This window comes from Streptomyces longisporus (assembly GCF_039532765.1).
Lineage (GTDB): Bacteria > Actinomycetota > Actinomycetes > Streptomycetales > Streptomycetaceae > Streptomyces > Streptomyces longisporus.
Map to the genome: position 1 here is coordinate 470,820 of NZ_BAAASG010000011.1, position 21,394 is coordinate 492,213.

21 protein-coding genes and 1 tRNA gene are annotated in these 21,394 nt (G+C 69.5%); 13 read left to right on the forward strand and 9 right to left on the reverse strand.

Going from position 1 to position 21,394, the window contains the following annotated elements:
- Positions 1–26 precede the first annotated feature (26 nt).
- Positions 27–890 carry a DUF4429 domain-containing protein gene (locus ABD355_RS24565; protein ID WP_344402763.1) on the forward strand — a complete coding sequence of 288 codons (864 nt, stop codon included), beginning with the start codon at positions 27–29 and terminating at the stop codon, positions 888–890.
- Between the two features lie 52 nt (positions 891–942).
- Here ABD355_RS24565 and ABD355_RS24570 read toward each other — a convergent pair whose 3' ends face one another.
- Complete coding sequence (locus ABD355_RS24570; protein ID WP_344402991.1) at positions 943–2,508, reverse strand: purple acid phosphatase family protein; 1,566 nt, start codon at positions 2,506–2,508, stop codon at positions 943–945.
- A 177-nt stretch (positions 2,509–2,685) separates the two neighbouring features.
- Between ABD355_RS24570 and ABD355_RS24575 the strand changes: the two genes are divergently transcribed.
- The gene (locus tag ABD355_RS24575) at positions 2,686–2,943 is read left to right on the forward strand and encodes a hypothetical protein (protein ID WP_344402764.1); all 258 of its coding nucleotides are present in this window, start codon (positions 2,686–2,688) and stop codon (positions 2,941–2,943) included.
- A gap of 12 nt (positions 2,944–2,955) precedes the next feature.
- Positions 2,956–4,773 carry a glutamine--fructose-6-phosphate transaminase (isomerizing) gene (glmS, locus tag ABD355_RS24580; RefSeq protein WP_344402765.1) on the forward strand — a complete coding sequence of 606 codons (1,818 nt, stop codon included), beginning with the start codon at positions 2,956–2,958 and terminating at the stop codon, positions 4,771–4,773.
- Between the two features lie 194 nt (positions 4,774–4,967).
- Here glmS and ABD355_RS24585 read toward each other — a convergent pair whose 3' ends face one another.
- Together ABD355_RS24585 and ABD355_RS24590 are read right to left on the reverse strand one after the other, a co-directional pair.
- Positions 4,968–5,534, reverse strand: coding sequence for a GPR1/FUN34/YaaH family transporter (locus ABD355_RS24585; RefSeq protein ID WP_344402766.1), 567 nt, complete (start codon positions 5,532–5,534; stop codon positions 4,968–4,970).
- Positions 5,535–5,684: 150 nt separating this feature from the next.
- Positions 5,685–6,212: a universal stress protein gene (locus tag ABD355_RS24590; RefSeq protein ID WP_115908015.1), complete on the reverse strand. Its 528-nt coding sequence runs from the start codon at positions 6,210–6,212 to the stop codon at positions 5,685–5,687.
- Positions 6,213–6,545: 333 nt separating this feature from the next.
- Between ABD355_RS24590 and ABD355_RS24595 the strand changes: the two genes are divergently transcribed.
- The 5 genes from ABD355_RS24595 to ABD355_RS24615 all read left to right on the forward strand — a co-directional run bounded on the left by ABD355_RS24595 (position 6,546) and on the right by ABD355_RS24615 (position 9,957).
- Positions 6,546–6,878, forward strand: a complete 333-nt coding sequence (locus tag ABD355_RS24595; RefSeq protein WP_344402767.1) for a hypothetical protein — start codon at positions 6,546–6,548, stop codon at positions 6,876–6,878.
- A gap of 377 nt (positions 6,879–7,255) precedes the next feature.
- Positions 7,256–8,491 (forward strand): helix-turn-helix domain-containing protein, encoded by a 1,236-nt coding sequence (locus tag ABD355_RS24600; RefSeq protein WP_344402768.1) that lies wholly within the window; start codon positions 7,256–7,258, stop codon positions 8,489–8,491.
- Between the two features lie 109 nt (positions 8,492–8,600).
- Positions 8,601–9,203, forward strand: a complete 603-nt coding sequence (gene orn / locus ABD355_RS24605; RefSeq protein ID WP_115908012.1) for an oligoribonuclease — start codon at positions 8,601–8,603, stop codon at positions 9,201–9,203.
- 104 nt (positions 9,204–9,307) lie between these two features.
- Positions 9,308–9,380, forward strand: a tRNA-His gene (locus tag ABD355_RS24610).
- 64 nt (positions 9,381–9,444) lie between these two features.
- Complete coding sequence (locus ABD355_RS24615; RefSeq protein ID WP_344402769.1) at positions 9,445–9,957, forward strand: GNAT family N-acetyltransferase; 513 nt, start codon at positions 9,445–9,447, stop codon at positions 9,955–9,957.
- Between the two features lie 68 nt (positions 9,958–10,025).
- On the opposite strand, the gene ABD355_RS24620 is transcribed toward ABD355_RS24615, so the two are convergent.
- The 3 genes from ABD355_RS24620 to ABD355_RS24630 form a co-directional block, all read right to left on the reverse strand.
- Positions 10,026–10,433: a PIN domain nuclease gene (locus ABD355_RS24620; RefSeq protein ID WP_344402770.1), complete on the reverse strand. Its 408-nt coding sequence runs from the start codon at positions 10,431–10,433 to the stop codon at positions 10,026–10,028.
- The gene (locus ABD355_RS24625; RefSeq protein WP_344402993.1) at positions 10,430–10,663 is read right to left on the reverse strand and encodes a type II toxin-antitoxin system VapB family antitoxin; all 234 of its coding nucleotides are present in this window, start codon (positions 10,661–10,663) and stop codon (positions 10,430–10,432) included. Before ABD355_RS24625 ends, ABD355_RS24620 begins: the two co-directional genes overlap by 4 nt.
- A 62-nt stretch (positions 10,664–10,725) precedes the next feature.
- Entirely contained in the window at positions 10,726–11,766 is a 1,041-nt protein-coding gene (locus ABD355_RS24630; protein WP_344402771.1) for a LacI family DNA-binding transcriptional regulator, read from the reverse strand.
- 393 nt (positions 11,767–12,159) lie between these two features.
- Here ABD355_RS24630 and ABD355_RS24635 point away from each other — a divergent pair, with 393 nt between their 5' ends.
- The 4 genes from ABD355_RS24635 (at position 12,160) to ABD355_RS24650 (ending at position 16,987) form a co-directional block, all read left to right on the forward strand.
- Positions 12,160–13,485 (forward strand): ABC transporter substrate-binding protein, encoded by a 1,326-nt coding sequence (locus ABD355_RS24635; RefSeq protein ID WP_344402772.1) that lies wholly within the window; start codon positions 12,160–12,162, stop codon positions 13,483–13,485.
- Complete coding sequence (locus ABD355_RS24640; protein ID WP_344402773.1) at positions 13,482–14,510, forward strand: carbohydrate ABC transporter permease; 1,029 nt, start codon at positions 13,482–13,484, stop codon at positions 14,508–14,510. The genes ABD355_RS24635 and ABD355_RS24640 overlap by 4 nt, the downstream gene beginning before the upstream one ends.
- The gene (locus ABD355_RS24645; RefSeq protein WP_425585785.1) at positions 14,507–15,397 is read left to right on the forward strand and encodes a carbohydrate ABC transporter permease; all 891 of its coding nucleotides are present in this window, start codon (positions 14,507–14,509) and stop codon (positions 15,395–15,397) included. Before ABD355_RS24640 ends, ABD355_RS24645 begins: the two co-directional genes overlap by 4 nt.
- Positions 15,398–15,547: 150 nt before the next feature.
- On the forward strand, positions 15,548–16,987 hold the full coding sequence (locus ABD355_RS24650; protein ID WP_344402774.1) for a GH1 family beta-glucosidase: 1,440 nt from the start codon (positions 15,548–15,550) through the stop codon (positions 16,985–16,987).
- A gap of 113 nt (positions 16,988–17,100) precedes the next feature.
- Here the strand turns inward: ABD355_RS24650 and ABD355_RS24655 are convergent, their stop codons facing one another.
- The 3 genes from ABD355_RS24655 to ABD355_RS24665 all read right to left on the reverse strand — a co-directional run bounded on the left by ABD355_RS24655 (position 17,101) and on the right by ABD355_RS24665 (position 20,763).
- Positions 17,101–18,549, reverse strand: a complete 1,449-nt coding sequence (locus tag ABD355_RS24655) for a glycoside hydrolase family 18 protein (protein WP_344402775.1) — start codon at positions 18,547–18,549, stop codon at positions 17,101–17,103.
- Positions 18,550–18,658: 109 nt separating this feature from the next.
- Positions 18,659–20,062, reverse strand: a complete 1,404-nt coding sequence (locus ABD355_RS24660) for a sensor histidine kinase (protein ID WP_344402776.1) — start codon at positions 20,060–20,062, stop codon at positions 18,659–18,661.
- Complete coding sequence (locus tag ABD355_RS24665; protein WP_344402777.1) at positions 20,059–20,763, reverse strand: response regulator transcription factor; 705 nt, start codon at positions 20,761–20,763, stop codon at positions 20,059–20,061. Before ABD355_RS24665 ends, ABD355_RS24660 begins: the two co-directional genes overlap by 4 nt.
- A gap of 111 nt (positions 20,764–20,874) precedes the next feature.
- On the opposite strand from ABD355_RS24665, the gene ABD355_RS24670 reads away from it, so the two are divergent.
- A complete protein-coding gene (locus ABD355_RS24670; protein ID WP_344402778.1) occupies positions 20,875–21,384 on the forward strand; it encodes a hypothetical protein in 510 nt (169 codons plus the stop codon).
- Positions 21,385–21,394 lie beyond the last annotated feature (10 nt).

Consider the following 21,394-nt stretch of genomic DNA (forward strand, 5'->3'; position numbering starts at 1 on the left):
CGCAGAACCGATGAAACAATCCCCCCATGGCGGAAATCATCCAGAAGGACGGCACATGGGCCTTCGACGGCGATGCCCTCCGGCTGACGCCCGGGCGGGACAAGAACGTCAGCCTGCTCCGCCGGACGCTGGGTGAACTCGTCGTCCCGCTGGGCGCGTTGGCCGGGATCTCCTTCGAGCAGGGCAAGAAGACGGGGCGGCTGAGGCTGCGGCTGCGCGACGGGGCCGACCCGCTGCTGCACGCCTCCGGCGGACGGCTCACCGAGCCCAACGACCCGTACCAGCTGCTCGTCGAGTCCGACCGCTACGGGGTGGCGGAGTACTTCACGGACGAGGTCCGCAACGCCCTGCTGCTCGAAGAGGTTCCGTCCGACCCGGTGGACGAGTACCTGCTCCCCGGCCCGCCCGTGCCGCTCTCCGTCTCCGCCGGGGACGGCACCGCGAGCTTCGACGGCGAGCATATCCGTCTGGAGTGGAACTGGAAGACGGAGGACGCCAAGGCCGCCGCCGGCACCCGCACCCTGACCGTCACCGACGTCGTCGCCGTGGAGTGGCAGCCCGCGGCCGGCCTGGAGAACGGGCATCTGCGGTTCACCGTACGGGGCGCGGACACCAAGGCACCGCCCAAGTACGACCCGCATTCGGTGGAGTTGTGGGGCTTCAAGAAGGACCCGCTGATGGCGCTGGTCGCGGCGGCCGTGCAGGCGCGGCTGCCGCACCCCTCGGCGGCCCCCGTGGACGTACCGCCGAAACAGCTGGAGGGGCCGCCCCGGGACGACCACGACGCGCTGCTGCGGCGGCTGCGGGAACTGGGTGAGCTGCACCGCACGGGTGTCCTGACGGACGAGGAGTTCACGATGGCCAAACAGGCGGTCCTCAAGCGCCTGTAGCGCCGGCGAGGACCGCCTGTGACACGTACGCCCTGCCTTCGGGGTGTACGCCCTACTTGGCCTTGCGCGCCACCGTGAAGTGGTCGATGCGGTCACCGGTCTCGGCGATGCCCGACACCTTCAGCCTGGCGTAGTGGCCGCGCGGCGCGGGCTCGACGTCCACGCGCAGGAACGAGTAGTTGAGGTAGCGCACCCGGGACCAGGCGACGGTCTCGTTGACCTTGCCGTCCTTGGTGTTGATGAACGAGGCCACGGAGTCGCGCTCGTTCAGGTGCCCCTCGTAGGAGTCCGGGGCGGAGAACGCGTACAGGCTGCGGCCCGCCGCACCCGCCGTCACGTAGACGACACCCTCGGTCTCGGGGTACGCGGTCGCGCCGATCGGCAGCTTCTTGGCGACCTTGTCGCCCTTGATCACGTCGGTGCGCTCGTACTGGTGGTTGTGGCCGTTGATGACCAGGTCCACCGTGTACTTCTCGAACAGCGGCACCCACTCCTGGCGCACGCCCCCCTCCGAGGCGTGCGCGGTGGAGGTGCAGTAGGCGCAGTGGTGGAAGAACACGACGATGAAGTCGATGTCCTTCGACGCCCGGAACTTCTTCAGCTGCGCCTCGAACCACTTGGTCTGGGTGCCGCCGGAGATGCCGAGGTTCGCGGGGATCTCGTACGACACGTCGTTCGGGTCGAGCGAGATGATCGCGGTGTTGCCGTGGACGAAGGAGTAGACGCCCGGCAGGTTCGCCTTGTCCGGCCCGTTGTCGGGGAGCGTGAAGCGGGCCTCCTCGCCGCCGTAGCCGTTGGGCGAGTACCAGGCCTCCATGTCGTGGTTGCCGTAACTCACCATCCACGGCACGGACTTGGCGACCGACTCGGTCTGGGCGAGGAACTGGTCCCACACCCGCGAGTCGAAGCCGGTGTCGGCGGTCTTGCCCGCGCCGGCCGGGTCGGCGTAGGCGATGTCGCCGGCGTGCAGGTGGAAGGACGGGTTCTGGCCGAGAATCAGGCTGTCGTTCGCGAGACCGTGGTAGCTGACGCCCTGGTCGCCGAAGGCCGTGAAGGTGAACGGCACCTTGTGCGAGGGCGCGGTGGTGAAGGTGCCCAGGGTGCCGAGCAGGTGCGGCTCGGCGGGGTCGAAGCCCTGGTGGCCGACGCCGTAGTAGTACGTCTTCCCCGGGCGCAGGTGGGTGAGCTTGGCGTGGAGGTAGTACTGCGTGTGGTCGCCGCTGGCGCCGACTCCGGCCGGGGTGTAGAGGCTGCGGACCTCGGCCTCGATCTTGCGGGAGAGGTCCCAGGGGTGGGCGCCGATACGGATGAAGGGCTTCTTCACCGCGACCGGCACCTGCCAGGAGACGGTCATCTCGGTGCTGGCGTCGCTGCCGTAGGCAAGGTGGCGGCCGAACGGGGCGACGAGCGAGCCGTCGACCGTCTCGGTGGCGGGGGCGGTCCGCTGCGTGGGAACGGCCGCCTGGGCCACCGCACCCGGCACGAATGCGCCACCGGTGACGGCGCCGAGGGTCACGGCGCCGCCTCTCATCAGGTTGCGCCGCGAGAATCTCGCGCGCAGGTACTCGTGCTGCTCGGCCATGCTCATGCGCTCGGCCAGCTGCTCCGGTACTCCCATACGAGGTATGTCCATGGCGTCTGAAACTCGTCGACTTGAGCAACGCGCCGCAGGACTCAGGATGGACAGCCTGCGAACAGAGGTCCACAAGAACATCAACAGTCACCATGACGGAGGCTTGCCCGATATCGGGCAGGATTCTTGCGAAACGGCCTTCGGTACCTCAGGATCTACCGGGTGCACGAGGAACTTGTCGATCACCTGACGCGGTCCACGCCCCTGAGCAGGGGCGAGGCACTGCGGGTGATCCAGGACGTGCTCGCCTACTTCGACGAGACGACCGAGGAGTACGTCCGTCGCCGCCACCGTGAGCTGCAGGCCCAGGGCCTGGTGAACGCGGAGATCTTCGAACGGATCGGGGCGGACCTGAAATACCGGGCGGTCGCGCCGCCGGAGCTTACGCTCAGGCAGTTGCGCCGCATCGTCTACGGCTAGGACTACGTATATATGTGCGGAATCGTCGGATACATCGGGAAACGTGATGTGGCGCCCCTCCTGCTTGAGGGCCTGCAGCGGCTCGAATACCGCGGCTACGACTCGGCCGGCATCGTCGTGACGTCCCCCAGGACGACCGGCCTGAAGCTGGTCAAGGCCAAGGGCCGGGTCCGCGACCTGGAGGCCAAGGTCCCGGCCCGCTTCAAGGGCACGACCGGCATCGCGCACACCCGCTGGGCCACCCACGGCGCCCCCTCCGACGTGAACGCACACCCGCACCTGGACGCGGAGGGCAAGGTCGCCGTCGTCCACAACGGCATCATCGACAACGCCTCCGACCTGCGCCGCAAGCTGGAGGCGGACGGCGTCGAGTTCCTCTCCGAGACGGACACCGAGGTCCTCGTCCACCTCATCGCCCGCTCCCAGGCCGAGACCCTGGAGGAGAAGGTCCGCGACACCCTCCGGGTCATCGAGGGCACGTACGGCATCGCGGTGATGCACGCCGACTTCCCGGACCGGATCGTGGTGGCCCGAAACGGCTCCCCGGTGGTCCTCGGCATCGGCGAGAAGGAGATGTTCGTCGCCTCGGACATCGCCGCCCTGGTCGCCCACACGCGGCAGATAGTGACTCTCGGCGACGGCGAGATGGCCACCCTCAAGGCCGACGACTTCCGCACCTACACGACGGAGGGCACCCGCACCACGGCGGAGCCCACCACCGTGGAGTGGGAGGCCGCCTCGTACGACATGGGCGGCCACGACACCTACATGCACAAGGAGATCCACGAGCAGGCGGACGCCGTGGACCGCGTGCTGCGCGGCCGCATCGACGACCGCTTCTCCACCGTCCACCTCGGCGGCCTCAACCTGGACGCCCGCGAGGCACGCCAGATCCGCCGGGTGAAGATCCTCGGCTGCGGCACCTCGTACCACGCGGGCATGATCGGCGCCCAGATGATCGAGGAGCTGGCCCGCATCCCCGCGGACGCCGAGCCGGCCTCCGAATTCCGCTACCGCAACGCGGTCGTGGACCCCGACACGCTCTACGTGGCCGTCTCCCAGTCCGGCGAGACCTACGACGTCCTCGCGGCCGTCCAGGAGCTGAAGCGCAAGGGCGCGCGGGTCTTCGGCATCGTGAACGTGGTCGGCTCGGCGATCGCCCGCGAGGCGGACGCCGGCATCTACGTCCACGCGGGCCCCGAGGTCTGCGTCGTCTCGACGAAGTGCTTCACCAACACCACGGTCGCCTTCGCCCTGCTCGCCCTGCACCTGGGCCGCACCCGCGACCTCTCGGTCCGCGACGGAAAGCGGATCATCGAGGGCCTGCGCAAGCTGCCCGCCCAGATCACCGAGATCCTGGCGCAGGAGGAGGAGATCAAGAAGCTGGCCGAGCAGTACGCCGACGCCCGCTCGATGCTCTTCATCGGCCGCGTCCGGGGCTACCCGGTGGCCCGAGAGGCCTCCCTCAAGCTCAAGGAGGTCTCGTACATCCACGCCGAGGCCTACCCCGCCTCCGAGCTCAAGCACGGCCCCCTGGCCCTCATCGAGCCGGCCCTTCCCACGGTCGCGATCGTCCCCGACGACGACCTCCTGGAGAAGAACCGCGCCGCCATGGAGGAGATCAAGGCCCGCAGCGGCCGCATCCTCGCGGTGGCCCACCAGCACGAGGAGAAGGCCGACGAGACGATCGTCGTCCCGAAGAACGAGGACGAACTCGACCCCATCCTGATGGGCATCCCCCTCCAACTCCTCGCCTACCACACGGCCTTGGCCCTGGGCAGGGACATCGACAAGCCCAGGAACCTCGCGAAGTCGGTGACGGTCGAGTAGCTGCATTCGCTTCAGGGGCGCGAGGGCACACCTTTTGGCGCGGGGAACTGCACATCTTTAGGGGCGCGGGGAACTGCGCGACAAGCCCCCACCGGCCCGCAGAGGCCACACAACAGAACGGGCCCCCGTGTTGCCACCAAGCACGGGGGCCCGCTCCCATTCGCCGGGGGCCGCCCAACCCCCGGCCTGCGCAGCTAGCCGGCAGCCGTCACGCCCCGACCCGCAGCACGCCGCGGAAGCACCGTCGGCCAGTGAGCCAGCGCCGCGGTGGCCGCGTACCAGGCAACCGCCCCGGCGGCCACGGCGAACCAACCGCCCACCTTCGCCAGCGACCCGCTGGTCGCGAACTGCGCGATGGCGAGAAGCACCAGCGAGACGAAGAACAACCCGTATGTACCCTGCGTCAGTTGATCCCCGCCCGCGAGGGTCAACGTCAGGGCCACGAGGGCGAACAGGGCCAGGAACAGCCCCGCCGCGTTGGCGGACATCGAGTTGCCGGCCGTCACGGCCCAGGTGAACCACAGCGCTCCGAGCGCCGAGTACGCCGTCCCGTTGACGGAGTCACCGTCACGGAAGGCGAGGAGTCCGGCGACGAAGAGCGCAACGCCGCCTACGTAGTGGGCCAGTGAGACGGCGTCAGCGGCCGACACGCCATTGATCACGTGGGTGTATCCGAGTCCGAACGCCAACAGGGTGACACCCAGGGCGAGTCGGCCGACCACGGTAGTGGTTCCGCTTCCCGCGGAGACGTCGTTGTCCACGGCGGGCTCCCTTCATGCATGTGCAGTTGTGCGGTGACCGATATATGCCCTTCACAAAGGCACAAACACCTCTACGCGCGAGTAGATTTGCGCGCTGCACAAAGGAGGGAGACCGTTCCCGGATCGCATCTCACCTGGGAGAACGAGGAGTTACGGAATGACAACGACGGGCCGCTTCGCCCGCTTGGCGAGCCGCCCCGCGACGGAGCCGAAAATCCGCCCCACGATGCCCTGCGTGGAGCCGACGACGATCGCGTCCGCCTCGTACTCCCGCCCCACCTCTTCGAGTTCATGGCAGATGTCGCCGCCGCGCTCGACCAGGATCCAGGGCACCTCGGCCAGATAGTCCGCACAGGCGAGCTCGAGCCCGAGCACCTCGGTGCGGTGGTCCGGCACGTCGACGAAGACCGGTGGCTCGCAGCCGGCCCACACCGTGGTGGGCAGCCGGTTGGCGACGTGCACGATGATCAGGCCCGATCCGGAACGATGGGCCATGCCGATCGCATAGGCGAGGGCGCGCTCACTGGACGTGGAACCGTCGAAGCCGACGACCACGCCGTGCTTGAAGGCTGGATCGCAGGAATGGCGTGGCTCTTCGGCCGCCTGGGGCTCGGCCGCCGTGGGATCGGCGACGGGCCGCTTGCGGTCCGCGGGTTCGAAGAATTCGTGACCGGCCATGGCTGTCTCGGCGTTTTGATCCTTTATGGGAGCGCCCGCGAGCGGAGCTCACTGACGGATGCAGCATGTGCGGCGGAGCTGTGTCCGGGAATCATCTTCCCAACCCCATACCCCCAAGGGTACGGCGGCACGCCTCCTTAGCCCAGATCCCGCCCACCCTGCGTGGGGGTTCCAGGGAGCATGCACGAGGGTGCGCCCGTAACGCAATGGTTGCTGCGCTGTACAGGCGGTTTGCACAGGGTTCACTGGTCCGGGGGCCGGTGGCGGCCGCGTACAGTGACCGCCCGGTCGAACACGCGTTGAACACCGAGACCCAGGCCCCAGGGAGCACGCATGTCCGGACCGCACCCCACCCCCGAGACTCCCCGCGCGACCGCCCCGCCCCAGGACACCGTGACCGATGTCGTCCGCTGGGCGGCGTTCAGCTGTGTCCTCGTCCCCGTGGTCCTTCTCTGGTACGGCGCCTCGCTCGCCGGCGCCGCGGGCACGGCGTTCGGTCTCGCCGCCGTCACCGCGGTGTGCCGGCTGCTGCTGCGCCAGTCCGAACGGGTGGCGTCCCGCCCGCCGAGCGAGGATCACACCTCCCGTCGGGGCCGCCATCACAGAAGCGGCACGGGTGCACACAGAGGCAGGCGTCACACTGGGGGAAGTACACCGGTCGGCTGACCGGTTTCCGCGCACGCGTCCGATGCTTTTCAGCCAACTTCCGGACCTCGTGCATCCCTTGCCCCGACCACCCCCCAACCCCCGTTCCACCTGCAGAGAAAGGGGTGCGGGGGCCCCGCGTACCCTACGTGGATTGGCCACTGCGACAAGGCGCACTTCCCTGCACGGCCCGCGAGTGCAACGCTTCGTGATCGAATGCTTCACGCCAAGTTGCCATGTCGACAATGTGCCGGTTGGCGAACTGGTCACACCGGCACCTTGCGACACAGTAGATTCGATCTTGACGTCTTACGGCGGGGGACTCGTGCAGGACCGAGGGGAAACGTGCAGGAGCGACACAACCGAGGAGCCGCGACCACCGAGGGGGGCTTAGCAGTATGAGCCACGACTCCACTGCCGCGCCGGAAGCCGCGGCCCGGAAGCTTTCCGGGCGACGCCGCAAGGAGATCGTCGCGGTGCTGCTGTTCAGCGGCGGCCCCATCTTCGAGAGTTCCATACCGCTGTCGGTGTTCGGGATCGACCGCCAGGACGCCGGCGTGCCGCGCTACCGACTGCTGGTGTGCGGCGGCGAGGAAGGCCCACTGCGGACCACAGGGGGCCTGGAACTCACCGCGCCACATGGCCTGGAGGCGATATCGCGCGCCGGCACGGTCGTCGTACCGGCCTGGCGCTCGATCACGTCTCCGCCGCCGGAGGAGGCGCTCGACGCACTGCGCCGGGCGCACGAGGAGGGCGCCCGCATAGTCGGGCTGTGCACCGGCGCCTTCGTGCTGGCGGCGGCGGGCCTGCTGGACGGCCGCCCCGCGACCACACACTGGATGTACGCACCGACGCTGGCCAAGCGCTACCCGTCGGTGCACGTCGATCCGAGAGAGCTCTTCGTCGACGACGGCGACGTGCTGACCTCCGCCGGTACGGCGGCCGGAATCGACCTCTGTCTCCACATCGTGCGGACGGACCACGGCAACGAGGCGGCGGGCGCACTGGCCCGGCGTCTGGTCGTGCCGCCGCGCCGGTCGGGCGGTCAGGAGCGCTACCTCGATCGATCTTTACCAGAGGAGATCGGCGCCGACCCGCTCGCGGAGGTCGTCGCCTGGGCGCTGGAGCACCTCCACGAGCAGTTCGACGTGGAGACGCTCGCCGCGCGTGCGTACATGAGTCGGCGCACCTTCGACCGCCGGTTCCGCTCGCTCACCGGCAGCGCCCCGCTGCAGTGGCTGATCACCCAGCGGGTGCTGCAGGCGCAGCGCCTGCTCGAAACGTCGGACTACTCGGTGGACGAGGTCGCGGGCCGCTGCGGCTTCCGTTCACCGGTGGCCCTGCGCGGCCACTTCCGCCGTCAGCTGGGCTCGTCCCCGGCGGCCTACCGCGCCGCGTACCGCGCTCGCCGCCCGCAGGGCGACAAGCCGGCCGACATGGAGGGTGCGGCCGGGGCGCCGGGACCCACGCCCCTGCTGCATCCGGAGGGGCCGGTTCCGCTGCAGAGCCGGCGCGCGGCGGCGAGTGCCGTCGGATCGGGTGCGTCGCTGTCCGCCGCGGCCGCGGCGGAGAACGGCCGCGAGGCCTATGTGACGAGCCGGGCGAGCCTGCCAGGGCAGCGCAGCGGTACATGACGTCGAGGAGGGGGCGGGTGACCGAGGCCACCCGCCCCCTCCTCCCGTCCCCTTGCTCCTCGAACACCAGAGGGGCCGATTTTGCGGGCGCCAGCCTTAGGGTGGTCGCATGAACGATCGCATGGTGTGGATCGACTGCGAGATGACCGGCCTCTCGCTGTCCGACGACGCTCTCATCGAGGTGGCCGCCCTCGTCACCGACTCCGAGCTGAACATCCTCGGCGAGGGTGTCGACATCGTCATCCGTCCGCCGTCCAAGGCACTGGAGACGATGCCGGAGGTGGTGCGTCAGATGCACACCGCGTCCGGGCTGCTGGACGAACTCGCCGGCGGCACGACGGTGGCCGACGCGGAGGAACAGGTCCTCGCCTACGTCCGCGAGCACGTCAAGGAACCCGGCAAGGCCCCGCTGTGCGGCAATTCGGTCGGCACCGACCGCGGCTTCCTGCTCCGCGACATGCCGACGCTCGAGGACTATCTGCACTACCGGATCGTCGACGTGTCGAGCGTCAAGGAGCTGGCCCGGCGCTGGTACCCGCGGGCCTATTTCAACAGCCCCGAGAAGAACGGCAACCACCGCGCACTCGCCGACATCCGCGAATCGATCGCGGAGTTGCGCTACTACCGCGAGGCGATCTTCGTGCCGCAGCCCGGGCCCGACTCGGACACCGCCAGGTCGATCGCCGCGAAGCACGTCCTGCCTGCGGAGTAACGCCCCCGAGGGGGCGCCGCGAAAGGCGTGCGCGAGCACCCCTTCGGACCCTGTACACTTTTTCTCGGCCGGTCGGAAAACCACGAAGTAGACCGCCGGTCGTGGTGGGTGTAGCTCAGCTGGTAGAGCACCTGGTTGTGGTCCAGGATGTCGCGGGTTCGAGTCCCGTCACTCACCCTGAGTAATCAGCCGGTGACCCTGCATAAGGGGTCACCGGCTGATTCATTTCCGGAAGGCGCCCATGCCCCTGCCCGTGTACGCCGACACGATCAGAACTCCACGCCTCGACCTGCTCCCCCTCCGCGTCGAGCACGCCGAGGAGATGGCTGCCACCCTGTCCGACCCAGCGCTGCACGACTTCATCGGCGGCAGCCCCAGCTCTCCCAAGGACCTGCGCATCCGTTACGAGCGACTCGTCGCCGGATCGCCCGACCCCGCCGTCTCCTGGTGCAACTGGGTGTTGCTGCTGCGCGAGGGCTCCCGACCAGTGGGGACCGTCCAGGCCACCGTGTCCGGGACGGCCGCCGAGATCGCATGGGTCGTCGGTACCGCCCGGCAGGGCCGCGGTCTCGCCTCCGAGGCAGCCCGCGCCCTGGTCACCTGGCTCGCGGGGCGGTCCGATCTGCGTACGGTCGTCGCACACATCCACCCCGGGCACACAGCCTCTGCGGCGGTCGCCCGGGGCGCCGGACTGGAGCCGACGGACGAGCAACACGACGGCGAGACGCGGTGGCGCCTCGCCCTACCTCGCTGAGCCGGCCGCCCACCGCGCCTCGGTCAACTCCCGTACGCCCTCGGACCATTCGCCGGGATCCACCGCACTCAAGCACGGGCGTCACGCTGGTCGACCTCCTTCAGCACCGCGGCCAGGGTGGCGAAGTCGTTGTCCACATGCAGCACCGTGTGCCCGTGGTGAACCGCGGTGGCGCACACCAGGAGATCGACGGCTCCTGCGGCGCGATGCTGCCCGAACTGCGTGAGCTTGTACTGAGCCGTGTCCACCCATCGCCATGCCCCCTTCGGAACCGGCGAGATATGGCACAGAGCGTCCAGCTCGTCGGCCAACTCGTCGCGGTGGGCGGGGCCAGTTGCGGAATACAGGAACTCGGTGCGCGTGGGTTCGCAGATGTGGAAGGCGCCCGCCGCAATGTGCCCTTCCCAGGCAGCCAGCGCGCCCGGCGTGCGGAAGAGGTGCCACAGTGCTGACGTATCCAGTAGGTACGTGATCACTCGAAGGCCGCCCGGCGCACACGTTTGATGTCGGCATGGGCCGCCGCCGCCGCATCGAACTCACCGCGCTCGCCACGCGCCGCCAACTTCTCAGCGGCCTCAAGACGCTTGACACGTGCAACGTAGTCCCGCAGGGCCGCGTTCACCGTGTCCTTCTTGGTCGTGGAGCCCATGAGCCGCATCGCCTCGGCGAGCGCCTCGTCGTCCAGATCGATCTGAGTGACGCTCATCCCGGCCACCTCCATGTTCGCGATGTACACAGGTAGTGTATGTCACCAACATTCAGGGGCTCCTACGACGACGCCCGCGCCACGAGCTCCGTGGCCAGCACCACCTGCCGTCGCTCCAGCCCCCGCGACACCGCCGGTCGGCGGTCGGCGATTTCGCTGAGGAGAAGGTCGATCATGCGGCGGCCCATCTCCTCGATGGGCTGGCGGACGCTGGTGAGGGGCGGGTCCATGTGGCGGGCGATGGCCGAGTCGTCGTAGCCGACCAGCGCCACGTCGTCGGGGATGCGGCGGCCCTCCTCGCGCAGGACCTGGCGGGCGCCCGCCGCCATCACGTCTGAGCCCGCGAAGACCGCGTCCAGGTCGGGGCAGCGGCCGAGCAGCTTCGTCATCGCCCGGCGGCCGCCCTCCTCGGTGAAGTCGCCCGTTTCGATGAGGAGTTCGTCGACCTCCTGGCCCGCGTCGCTCAGGGCGTCGCGGTAGCCGTCGACGCGGCGCTGGGCGCCGTAGACGTCGAGGCGGCCGGTGATGTGGGCTATCTTGCGGCGGCCCCGGGAGAGCAGGTGCTCCACCGCCGAGCGGCCGCCGCCGTAGTTGTCCGAGTCCACCGAGGTCAGGGTCTCGGCGGCCGACCGGGGGCCGCTGATCACGGCGGGGATCTCCAGCTGCGCGAGCAGGTCGGGAAGCGGGTCGTCCGCGTGCACGGAGACCAGCAGGACGCCGTCCACGCGGTGGGCGGCGAGGTACTGCGCGAGGCGGCGGCGCTCACGGTCGCTGCCCGCGAAGATCAGCAGGAGCTGCATCTCGGTGTCGGACAGCTCGGCGCCGACGCCCTTCAGCATGTCCGAGAAGTACGGCTCCGCGAAGAAGCGGGTCTCCGGCTCGGGGACGACCAGAGCTATCGCGTCCGTGCGGTTCGCCGCGAGAGCGCGCGCGGCGGTGTTGGGGACGTATCCGAGTTCGGCCACCGCCGCCTCGACCGCCGCGCGGGTCGCGTCGCTGACCCGGGGCGAGCCGTTGATCACGCGGGAGACCGTGCCGCGGCCCACGCCCGCGCGCGCGGCGACCTCTTCGAGGGTGGGGCGACCACCGCTCCGGCTCCGCATTTGGCTCCGACCTTTCCGCCGTTACTGCAGCTGGCCAGGAATCTAACAGTCCCGGGGCATCCGTGACCGTCCCTGGGGGCTGCCACCCCTCGGGCCCCAGCTTTCGACCCGCCGGCCTCCCCCTCGAAGAGCGGACCGGCTGGAGGACCCGCCCGGTACCGGACTCCTTTCGTCCAGTTAACAGCCCGATAACTGAACACATCTCGCCACGCCGACTCCCTTGACACCCCCGCTCGAACCGGCGAACCTTCAACACATCACTTGTGGGAGCGCTCCCACAGTACCTGACACATACACATCCCGCACGTTCCCCGCCCGAGCCGCAGCGTGTAGAACGGGCCCAACAATGCAGTTGGCCGGGGGGTCGGCACGTCAGGCAACAGGAGGACGCAAATGGGCACGAGTACCCGACGGTCCCGCAGGCTGATGGCCCTCGCGGCCGTCGCCGCGCTGACCACGGGGCTGCTGGCCGGCTGCTCCAAGGACTCGGACAACAGCTCGTCGAACGACAGCGGCGGCAACAGCAAGGGCAAGACCACACTGACCATCGGCACCTTCGGTGTGTTCGGCTACAAGCAGGCCGGTCTCTACGACGAGTACATGAAGCTGCACCCGAACATCAGCATCAAGGAGAACGTCACCACCCGTACCGACGTGTACTGGCCGAAGGTCCTCACCCGGCTGCAGGCGGGCTCCGGCACCGACGACATCCAGGCGATCGAGGTCGGCAACATCACCGAGGCCGTGCAGACGCAGGGCAGCAAGTTCGTCGACCTCGGCAAGGAGGTCGACAAGTCCCAGTGGCTGGACTGGAAGAACGCCCAGGCCACCACCAAGGACGGCAAGCTGATCGGGCTCGGCACCGACGTCGGCCCGATGGCGATCTGCTACCGCAAGGACCTCTTCAAGAAGGCCGGCCTGGAGACGGACCGCACCAAGCTCGCCGCGCAGTGGAAGGGCGACTGGGCCAAGTACGTCGACGTCGGCAAGCAGTACATGAAGAAGGCGCCCAGCGGCACCAAGTTCGTGGACTCGGCCTCCTCCGTCTACAACGCGGCCCTCGGCGGCGCGAGCGAGCGCTACTACGACAAGAGCAGCGGCCAGGTCGTCTGGGACAAGTCCGACGGCGTGAAGAAGGCCTGGGACGTCGCGATGTCGGTGGCGACCAGCAACATGTCGGCGAAGCTGAAGCAGTTCGACAAGCCGTGGGACCAGGGCTACGCCAACGGCACCTTCGCCACGGTGGCCTGCCCCGCCTGGATGATCGGCTACATCGAGCAGAAGTCCGGTGACTCCGGCAAGGGCAACTGGGACGTCGCCGCCGCGCCGACCGCGTCCAACTGGGGCGGCTCCTTCCTCGGCGTGCCGACGGCCGGCAAGCACCAGAAGGAGGCCATCGCCCTGGCCAAGTGGCTGACCGCGCCCGAGCAGCAGGCGAAGGTCTTCGCCAAGCAGGCCAGCTTCCCGTCGACCCCGTCGGCGTACCCGACGCTGAAGCCGGCCGCGGACACCACGGCGTACTTCTCGAACGCGCCGCTCACCCAGATCTTCGCCGACTCCGCGAAGACCATCCCGAGCCAGTACTTCGGCATCAAGGACCAGCCCATCAACACCGCCATCACCGACGTGGGCATCCTCCAGGTCGAGCAGAAGGGCAAGAGCCCCTCGCAGGGCTGGGACGCGGCCAAGAACGAGATCAAGGACGTGCTCGGCCAGTGAGCAGCTCCAAGCAGGCACTCGCGCATCCCGCGTCGAGCGCCGAGGCCGCGCCCGGCACCCCGCCGGGCGCGGCCCGGGGCGCTCACGGTCGAGGTACGCCACCCCCGGGCGCCGACTCCTGGCGCAGCCGGCTGTACCGCTGGGACATGAAGGCGTCGCCGTACGCGTTCATCGCCCCCTTCTTCATCATCTTCGGGGCGTTCTCCCTGGTCCCGCTGCTGTACACGGCCTGGTACTCGCTGCACAACGTGCAGCTGTCCTCGCTGGACACCCAGACCTGGGCGGGCCTGGACAACTACAAGAACCTGCTCAGCTCGGACTTCTTCTGGAACGCGCTGAAGAACACCTTCACCATCGGTGTGATCTCGACCGTGCCGCAGCTGATGGCCGCGATCGGGCTCGCCCACCTGCTCAACTACCGGCTGCGCGGCTCGACCGTCTGGCGGGTCGTGATGCTCACCCCGTACGCCACCTCGGTGGCGGCGGCGACGCTCGTCTTCACGCTGCTGTACTCCTGGGACGGCGGCATGATCAACTGGTTCCTGCACTTCGTGGGGATCGGCCCGGTCAACTGGCGTGAGTCCGACTGGGGTTCGCAGTTCGCGGTGTCGTCGATCGTGATCTGGCGGTGGACCGGTTACAACGCGCTGATCTACCTGGCGGCGATGCAGGCGATCCCGGTCGACCTGTACGAGTCGGCGGCGCTGGACGGCGCCAACCGCTGGCAGCAGTTCCGGCATGTGACGATCCCGCAGCTCAGGCCGACCATCCTGTTCACGGTGGTGGTCTCCACGATCGGCGCGACCCAGCTCTTCGGTGAGCCCCTGCTGTTCGGCGGGGTCAGCGGCTCCAAGGGCGGCTCCGAGCACCAGTACCAGACGCTCGGCCTGTACATGTACGACCAGGGCTGGATCATCGGCAACCTCGGCAAGGCGTCCGCGATCGCCTGGTCGATGTTCCTGATCCTGCTGATCGTCGCCGTGATCAACATGCTGTTCACCCGACGCCTGAGGAAGTCCCAATGACCACCAGTGAACTGACGTTGCCTCAGGCGCGACCGAAGAAGGACCGCTCCCGCCGGGTGATGGGCGCGGGCAAGCAGCTGCACGCCGGCCCCGTGACGTACGTCGTGCTGACGGTCTTCGCGCTGATCTCGCTGGCGCCCCTGGTGTGGACGGCGGTCGCGGCCTCGCGCACCGACCGGCGGCTGGCCGAGACCCCGCCGCCCCTGTGGTTCGGCGGGAACCTGTTCAAGAACCTGCAGGCCGCCTGGGACCAGGCCGGCATGGGCACCGCGATGTTCAACAGCACGGTCGTCGCGGGCACCATCACCGTCGCCACGGTGCTGTTCTCCACGCTCGCCGGGTTCGCCTTCGCCAAGCTGCGGTTCCGGTTCTCCAGCGTGCTGCTGCTGACGATCGGCACGATGATGATCCCGCCGCAGCTGGCCGTCGTACCGCTGTATCTGTGGATGAGCAACCTGGGCTGGTCGAACCAGTTGCAGACGGTCATCCTGCCGACGCTGGTGACGGCCTTCGGTACGTTCTTCATGCGGCAGTACCTGGTGCAGGCGCTGCCCACCGAGCTGATCGAGGCGGCCCGGGTGGACGGGGCGAGCAGCCTGAGAGTCGTCTGGCACGTGGTCTTCCCCGCGGCCCGGCCCGCGATGGCCGTGCTCGGCCTGCTGACCTTCGTGTTCGCCTGGAACGACTTCCTGTGGCCGATCATCGCCCTCAACCAGCAGAACCCGACCGTGCAGGTCGCCCTCAACTCGCTCGGCACCGGTTATGTCCCCGACCAGGCGGTGATCATGGCGGGCGCGCTGCTGGGCACGCTGCCGCTGCTGATCGCGTTCATCCTGTTCGGCAAGCAGATCGTGGGCGGCATCATGCAGGGCGCGATCAAGGGCTGACGGCTCACCACTCCGACTCTGCCGTACGTCGTGGTACGTCCCCCCGGGGCCGGGTCAGCGCCGTCTCGGCCCCCTTTCCTCCTCCCCCTCTCCTTCCCCCACTCCCCCTCCAACTCTTCGGTCACGACGACCACTTATGGGAGCGCTTCCATGCCTGAGTCCGTACAGCCGGCGACCCCGGTGACCTTTCCCCCCGCCTTCCTCTGGGGTGCCGCGACCTCCGCGTACCAGATCGAGGGGGCGGTGCGGGAGGGCGGTCGTACGCCCTCGATCTGGGACACCTTCAGTCATACGCCGGGCAAGACCGCCGGCGGCGAGCACGGTGACATCGCTGTCGACCACTACCACCGGTACCGCGAAGACGTGGCCCTCATGGCCGAGCTGGGCCTGTCCGCGTACCGCTTCTCGATCTCCTGGTCCCGGGTGCAGCCGACGGGCCGGGGGCCCGCGGTGCAGGTCGGCCTGGACTTCTACCGGCGGCTGGTCGACGAGCTGCTCGAGCGCGGCATCAAGCCGGCCGTCACGCTCTACCACTGGGACCTGCCGCAGGAGCTGGAGGACGCGGGCGGCTGGCCGGAGCGGGACACGGCGCTCAGGTTCGCCGAGTACGCCCAGATCGTGGGCGAGGCGCTGGGCGACCGGGTGGAGCAGTGGATCACCCTCAACGAGCCGTGGTGCAGCGCGTTCCTGGGCTACGGCTCCGGGGTGCACGCACCGGGCCGGACGGACCCGGAGGCCTCGCTGAGGGCCGCGCACCACCTGAACCTGGCGCACGGGCTCGGCACCTCGGCCCTGCGGTCGGTGATGCCGGCCCGCAACTCGGTCGCGCTCAGCCTCAACTCCTCGGTGGTCAGGCCCCTTTCCCCGCAGGACCCGGCGGATCTGGCGGCGGTGCGGAAGATCGACGACCTGGCGAACGGCGTCTTCCACGGCCCGATCCTGCACGGCGCGTACCCGGAGTCGCTGCTCACGGCGACCGAACTGGTCACCGACTGGTCGTACGTCCTCGACGGCGACCTGCAGGCGATCAACCAGCCGCTGGACGCGCTGGGCCTCAACTACTACACACCCGCGCTGGTCTCGGCGACCGACGCGGACGCGACCGGCCCGCGCGCCGACGGCCACGGCGCCAGCGACCACTCCCCGTGGCCGGGCGCGGACGACGTCGCCTTCCACCAGACGCCCGGCGAGCGCACCGAAATGGGCTGGACGATCGACCCGACGGGTCTGCACGAGCTGATCATGCGGTACACCCGCGAGGCCCCGGGCCTGCCGCTGTACATCACCGAGAACGGCGCCGCCTACGACGACAAGCCCGACCCCGACGGCCGCGTCCACGACCCCGAGCGCATCGCCTACCTGGAGAAGCACCTCGCGGCGGTACGCCGGGCGATCACCGACGGCGCGGACGTGCGCGGCTACTACCTGTGGTCCCTGATGGACAACTTCGAGTGGGCGTACGGCTACGAGAAGCGCTTCGGGGCGGTGTACGTCGACTACGCCACGCTTACCCGCACGCCGAAGTCGAGTGCCCTTTGGTATGGGCAGGCTGCCCGGACGGGGACCTTGCCTGCGGCGGAGGCCGACTGAGCGCTGCGGGCCGCCCATGCGGGGGCCTGGGCGCGGCGGCCGAGGGGGACGCCGCGCCCCGGCCGGCGGGGGGGAAGTCCGGCCGGGGCGCGTCAACCCCCGTTGGGTGCCGGTCAGTTGAAGGCGCCGAACGCCTTCGAGAAGGCGAACGTGTCCTGGGTGATCGAACTGCAGGTGGCGTCGGCGGTGGGCTTGGTGCCGCCTGCGCACTGCTTGTCGCGGGTCGCCGACCACATCGAGAGGCCGCCGAGGCCCTTGGACTTGGCGAAGGCCGTCAGCTGGGTGGCGTCGTCGACCTTGAAGATCTCGGACGAGATGTCGTTGACGCCGATCATCGGGGTGACCGCGACCGTCTTCCAGGCGGCGGCGTCGGAGAGGCCCAGCACGCTCTTGACCTGCGCCTGCGTGGCCGTGGCCGCCTGCTCGGCGTAGGTGCCCATGTCGCCGCTGTAGGAGGCGCCGTAGTCCATGGCCATGATGTTGACGGTGTCGATCTTCGCGCCGTTGGACTTGGCGTCGGAGAGGAGGTTCACGCCGTCCTGGGTGAGGCCCTCGGGCATGACCGGGAGGGTGAAGGAGACGTCCAGGTCGGGGTGGGCCGCCTGGAGCTTGGCTATCGCCTTCGCGCGGTTCGTGTTCGCCGTGGCGTTCGGGAGCGCACCGCCCTCGACGTCGAAGTCGACCTTGGTCAGCTTGAACTGGTCCACGACCTTGCCGTACGCCGCCGCCAGCGCGTCCGCCGAGGAGCACGTCGTCGCCAGTTCTGAACCGGAGGCGCCGCCGAAGGAGACCCTGACGTCACCGCCCTTGGCGCGCAGCGCTCCGATCTGGGAGGCGACCCCGTCGCTACCGAGGTCGGTCACGCCGCCCCACTTGGGTGTGCAGCCGCCGCCGTCGGTGACGAAGGCGAGGTTGTAGTTCTTCACGCCGGTCGCGTCGGCGCTCGCGAGGAGGTCGAAGGCGGGGTAGAGAGAGGTGTCGACGTAGGGGGCGAAACCGGCGCTCGCCGTGGTGCCGGTGCCGGAGCTCTGGGTCGGCGTGGGGGTGGCCGTGGGGGGCGCCGTCCTGGTGGGAGTCGGCGTGGGGGTGGGTGTCGGGGACTGTGTCGGGCGGCCGCTCGGCTCGGGCGTCGGGCCGTCGTCCGCGGAGCACTGGGCGCCGTCGACCAGACAACTGCTCGGGTTGCCGGTGCCGTTGACGACGAAGCCGACGGTGACGGACTTGCCGGGCGCGAGGCCGTCGGTGTCCCACTTGGCCGGTGTGACGGTGACGTGCTGCCCGCTCACGCTGGACTCGGCGTTCCACAGCGAGCTCAGCTTGGCGCCGGACGGCAGGTCGAACTCCAGCTTCCAGCTCTTCTCCGTCTGGCCGGTGTTGTTCGTGACGACGTACTGCGCGGTGTAGCCGGTCGACCAGTCACTGGTCCTCGTGTACGCGGCGGCCACACCGGCCGCCTGTGCGGTACCGGTGAGCAGGAGCGCACCGCCACCGATCACGGCCGCGGCGACAGCTCCGCCGATCGCCTTGTTCCTGCCACTGATCCTGCGCCGGTGCGTGCTCATGCGTGTGCCTGCCTTCATGGTTCGGGGGGTCGGGTGCGGCAGCACGCTAGCGAGCCGGAATCGGGCAAAGTGCCTGATCCGGACGGGGGTTGAGGATCTTAGGGTGCGCTTAAGGAAGGGATCGGGGACGGTTAAAGGTAGAGACCAATTTCTTCTGTCTGCGTCGCCGTACGGAGCGGTGGCCCCGCCCTGGCGTCCGCTCCCGCCCGTCCAGCTGGATCCAGATCCGCACCTCGGTCCCGCCAAGGACCGAGGACCCGATCCGCACGTCACCGCCGGTCGACTCGGCGAGCCGGCGCACGATGTCCAGGCCGAGTCCGGTGGATCCGTCGCTGCCGGAGCCCCGCCCGCGCGCCATGGCGGCCTCGGGGTCCTGGATCCCGGGACCGGCGTCGGAGACCAGCACGATCACGGCGTCCTCGCCGTTGTGCAGGTCGACCGCGAAGGCCGTGCCCTCGGCGGTGTGCCGGAAGACGTTGCCGAGCAGCGCGTCCAGCGCGGCCGCGAGGTCCGCCCGGGCCACGGGTATGCGCACCGGACGGTCGGCGCCGGCCATCCGCCACTTGCGGCCCTCGTCCTCGGCGAGCGCCGACCAGAACGCCATCCGCTCGCGGACCACCTCGGCCGCGTCGCATCCTGCGCCGGGACCGGCGGCCGCGGTCTGCGGCTTGGCGTCCCGGGCCGTGCGGATGATGGTGTCGACCTCGCGCTCCAGCTGGGCGACGGCGGCCCGGGTCTGCTCGGCGGCCGGTCCGTCACCGAGCGAGGCCGCATTCAGCCGCAGCACGGTCAGCGGGGTACGCAGCCGGTGGGACAGATCCGCCGCCAACTCCCGCTCGTTCGCCAGGAGTTGTACGACCTGGTCGGCCATGGAGTTGAACGCGACCGCCGCCAGCCGCAGTTCGGTCGGCCCTTCCTCCGGCACCCTTGCCCCGAGCTTCCCCTCCCCCAGCTCGTGCGCGCCCTCGACCAGCTTCTGCGCGGGCTGCACCATCCGTACGCCCAGCCGGTCGGCGACCGCGACGGATCCGACGATCAGGGCGATCCCGACACCCGCGAGCACCGCCCACGCCGTACCGACGCCGTTGCTGACCTCGGACTCGGGGACGTACACCTCGACGACGGCTATGGCCCCGGTGCTCAGCGCGACCGGCTGGAGGAGCGTGGAGCCGCCGGAGACCGCGGTGGTGGAGGCGCGGCCCAGTTTGCGCACGGTCGCGATGTCCTCCCCGGCGGCGCGCTGCCGCCCGATGTCGAGGGCGGGCTGTCCGGCGGCCGCCGGTAGGTGCACGGCCATCCCGGAGTCCGAGCCCGCGGAGGCGACGACCCGCTCCAGCTGGTCGCGCTCGGTGGTGATGGACAGTGCCGGGGCGACCGCGGCGGCCTGCCGCTCGGCGTTGGAGAACGCGCGGTCGCGGGCCATCTCCTTGATGACGAGCCCGAGCGGCACCGCGAAGGCGACCACGACCATGGCGGTGACCGCCAGACAGACCTTGACCAGTGCCCATCTCATCGCGGCGGCTCCCCACCCGGCGGCTCCAGCTTCACGCCGACGCCCCGGAGCGTGTGCAGATAGCGGGGCTGCGCCGCCGTCTCGCCCAGCTTCCGCCGCAGCCAGGACAGATGGACGTCGATGGTCTGGTCGTCGCCGTAGGACTGCTGCCACACCTCGGCGAGGAGTTCCTTGCGGGGTACGACGACGCCCGGCCGGCCCGCCAGGAAGGCGAGCAGGTCGAACTCGCGGCGGGTGAGGTCGAGCCGCACGCCGTCCAGTTCGGCCTGGCGGCGCAGCGGGTCGACGGTGAGGCCGCCGACCCGCAGGACCGTGGAGGGCGAGGCGTCCGAAGGGGAGGACCGGGACCGTCGGAGGACCGCGGACATCCGCGCGGACAGGTGCTCGACGGAGAAGGGCTTGGTCAGGTAGTCGTCGGCGCCCGCGTTGAGCAGGCGGACGATCTCCGTCTCGTCGTCCCGCGCGGTGGCGATGATCACCGGCACGTCCGTGATGCCGCGCAGCATCTTCAGGGCCTCGGACCCGTCCAGATCGGGCAGTCCCAGGTCCAGAATCACCACGTCGAAACGGAAATGGGCGACCTCGCGCAGCGCCTCCAGCGCCGTCCCGACACTGCGCACGGTGTGCGCGGCATCGGTCAGGTGCCGGATCAGCGCCGAGCGTACGAACTGGTCGTCCTCGACCACGAGCACACTTGCCATGCGCGGCACCGTACGCCATGCGGAACAGCCGCATCGGAGCCTGTGGACAACTCTTCGGTTGTGGACAACGGACGGGACACCCGTGGGACGCGTGAGGCAGTATGGCCCGCGATGCGCAGAGGACTCGTACACGTACTGGCTTGGTCGCTCGCCACGGGCGCGGCGGTCACGCTGTCCTGGTGGGGTGTCCACACGGTGATGGCGGGCACGGCGTACGACCCGCCGCGCGCCCTGCCGATCACGGCGGCGGACGCGACCACGCAGGAGTCGAAGCCGCTGGCGTCGTCGACGAAGCGGCCCTCGCCGTCACCGTCGAAGGGCACGTCGGGCAAGCCCTCCCCGGCGCCCACGCCGTCGACGACGCCGACCTCGAGCCCCACCCCGACCCCCACCTCATCCGGCCAGGTCAAGAGCTACGACACCGACGGCGGGCGGGTGGTCTTCGACCTCGGCAAGAGTGCGGCGACGCTCGTCATGGCGACCCCGGACACCGGCTGGTCGATGCAGACGTGGAAGACGGAGACCTGGATCCGGGTGGAGTTCACCTCGGGCACGAACAAGGTCTCGGTGATCTGCACCTGGCACGACGGGCCGCCGCATGTGGAGATCGGGAACTACTAGCAGGGAACTG